Origin of the sequence: Streptomyces sp. UNOC14_S4 (genome assembly GCF_020740835.1) — a bacterium.
Classification (GTDB): Bacteria; Actinomycetota; Actinomycetes; order Streptomycetales; family Streptomycetaceae; genus Streptomyces.
In genome coordinates this window covers 1-2297 of the sequence record NZ_JAINFC010000800.1, presented here as the reverse complement: position 1 = coordinate 2297, position 2297 = coordinate 1, and the positions used below count along the sequence as shown (strand labels likewise).

General features: G+C 66.5%; 4 protein-coding genes and 1 tRNA gene. 1 reads left to right on the top strand and 4 read right to left on the bottom strand.

The window, feature by feature from the left end; translation table 11 throughout:
• Window positions 1-98: 98 nt before the first annotated feature.
• Window positions 99-172, top strand: a tRNA-Gly gene (locus K6I34_RS35885).
• Between the two features lie 51 nt (window positions 173-223).
• Here K6I34_RS35885 and K6I34_RS35880 read toward each other — a convergent pair.
• The 4 genes from K6I34_RS35880 to K6I34_RS35865 form a co-directional block, all read right to left on the bottom strand.
• Window positions 224-1396 carry a tyrosine-type recombinase/integrase gene (locus tag K6I34_RS35880; protein ID WP_229332217.1) on the bottom strand — a complete coding sequence of 391 codons (1173 nt, stop codon included), beginning with the start codon at window positions 1394-1396 and terminating at the stop codon, window positions 224-226.
• Window positions 1396-1650, bottom strand: a complete 255-nt coding sequence (locus K6I34_RS35875) for a helix-turn-helix domain-containing protein (RefSeq protein WP_229332216.1) — start codon at window positions 1648-1650, stop codon at window positions 1396-1398. Before K6I34_RS35875 ends, K6I34_RS35880 begins: the two co-directional genes overlap by 1 nt.
• Window positions 1651-1736: 86 nt before the next feature.
• Window positions 1737-2102: a hypothetical protein gene (locus K6I34_RS35870; protein WP_229332215.1), complete on the bottom strand. Its 366-nt coding sequence runs from the start codon at window positions 2100-2102 to the stop codon at window positions 1737-1739.
• A partial coding sequence (locus tag K6I34_RS35865; RefSeq protein ID WP_229332214.1) for a hypothetical protein occupies window positions 2099-2297 on the bottom strand: 199 nt, incomplete at its 5' end. The genes K6I34_RS35870 and K6I34_RS35865, both read right to left, overlap by 4 nt.

Genomic DNA, 2297 nt, shown 5'->3' with positions numbered 1-2297 from the left:
GTCCACACATACAAGGAGACCCCCGACGACACGTGCGCCGGGGGCTTCGCATGGGGTAGAGTGTGCGACGATACGACGCCCCGAAACGGGTGTCTTTCGCGGGTGTAGTTTAATGGTAGAACATGAGCTTCCCAAGCTCAGAGCGCGAGTTCGATTCTCGTCACCCGCTCCAAACGTAAGGCCCAGGTGAATCACCTGGGCCTTGTTCGTTGTCTGGACCAGTTCAGGCGTCGCGTGCCAGATCCGTGCCAGATGGCTCCTCACTGCCGCTCTGGCCCGCAGCCTTCTGCCGTTCGTCACGCACCCGGGCGTCGATACCCCCGGCTACCTCCTGCTGCCGCACGAGGTTCGAGTGCTGATAGATCAGCGCCGCCTTCTCCGACGACTGGCCGGCTCGAACCATCGTGTCCTTGAGGGTCGCCCCCGACTGGGTCGAGAGAGTGTGCCCGGTGTGCCGGAGGTCGTAGAAGCGAAAACCCTCCGGCAGGCCCACCCTCACGCGCGCCTTGCGCCACTTCCGCCCGAACGTGGACCTCCGGAACGGCTTGCCCTTCTCCCCTACGAACAGCAGCCCCTGCGGGTCCTTCTCCGCGTACCAGGCGAGATGCCTCCTGACGTCCTTCTCCATGAACGCGGGGAGTGTGATGAACCGCTTTCCCGCATCGGACTTCGTGTCGCCCTGCACTCGGCGCCCCGTGGTCAGCTCCGGCTCGGCACTGCGGACCCACACACCCAGCGGCTCCAGTGACACGTCCGGACGCCTCAAGGCCGCCTGCTCCTCCGGCCGCGCAGGACCATAGGCGGCCAGGTAGACCATCAGGCGCCACCGACGTCCCATGGCCTCGGCGACCTCGTCGACCTGGGCCACGGTCGCCACAGGACGCTCAGACGCGGACTCCTTGCCGGCTCCCTTGATGCGGCAAGGGTTTCGACGGATCAGTTCGTCGTCGACCGCCGTCTCCATGATTGCTTTGAGCAGGCGGTACGACTTGGCCACCGTCGTGGCACCGGTCGTCTTCTTGCGCTCCGCACGCCATGTTCTGACGAGCGGCGGGTGGATCTCGTCGAGATCCATGCCACCGAAGGTGGGCAGCAAGTGAAGCCGCAAGAGTCGTCGGTACAACTCCTCCGTGGTTGCGGCGAGCTCTCGCTCATCAATCCATTTCTTGGCGTACTCGGCGAAGTTGACCGCGCCCGCGTCGGGGTCGATCCACTGACCGTGCCGGATTTCCGTCTGCTTCTCCGCCAACCAGTCGTCCGCAGCAGCCGCGGAACCGAAGGTCTCAGGCGCCGGCCGCATGATGCCGTCGGGTCCCGGGTAGCGGGCCTGGAAGCGTCCGGAGGGCAGCTTGCGGACGGCGCCGAAGGTACGACGCTTCCCTTTGTTGTTGGCCATCAGACCGCCCTCGCGTAGCGCCGACGACGATGGCGAACGGGCTGAACGGTGTTGGCCTCGATGAACGCCCGCACAGCGCTCTCAGGGATTCGCACGTGCCGACCGACTTTGACGAAGGTCACCCGACGCTCGGCTACAAGGCGGCGCGGGAAGCGCTCGCCCGTTCCCAGCCTTTCGGCGACCTCGGCGATCGAGAGAAGGCGGTCTCCGGCAGATGGTTCCTTCTGGCTCCTCGCTTGGATGCAGTGGTGCATCCTGATAACACCTCCTGTCTCTGCATGGGATGGGGAGGCCGGGGCAGCGGGCTGCTTTGACGGGTTGGCCGCTGCCCCGGGTGAGATCAGAAGTGCTGTGCGCGGCACCATTCGTGGTACTGGTGGCGGACGTATTCGCGGTGGTCCTCATCGGTGACCAGCTCAGCCCCCTTGAGGCTCAAGCCGCAGTGCGCGAGGTCGTACTGGACCAGTGCCCGCGCCGCCTCGACGGCGGTCTCGACCACGTCTGTGGTCTGCCCAGGGACGTACATCGCGGCTTCCTTGACCGCGATGCGGTCGAACACCGCGGCCTTGCGGAGCCAGAACTCGCGGTCCGGCTCGCTGCGGATGAAAGCGCTGCTCTGCGCGGTCACCCAGGAGATCTCCGCGATGATGCTCGGGGCCGCCTCGTACGCGACGGCGGGGTCGCTGGTGTTGGGCTCGGTCGTCACTGGTTCGCTCCAGAGGTGAGGAGGAAGTGCAGGGCCGCTTCGGCCTGCTCGCCGTACGCGCACAGGCTGTCGGCGAGGGCGCGGGCCTCGGCCAGCTCGGTGATCCCGTGATCGCCCAGCTCCTCGTACGAGGCGAACGCGCGGACCAGGTCGACGGCCTGCTCGCGACGGTCCACGTCGCGCTGGAGGGCGGCG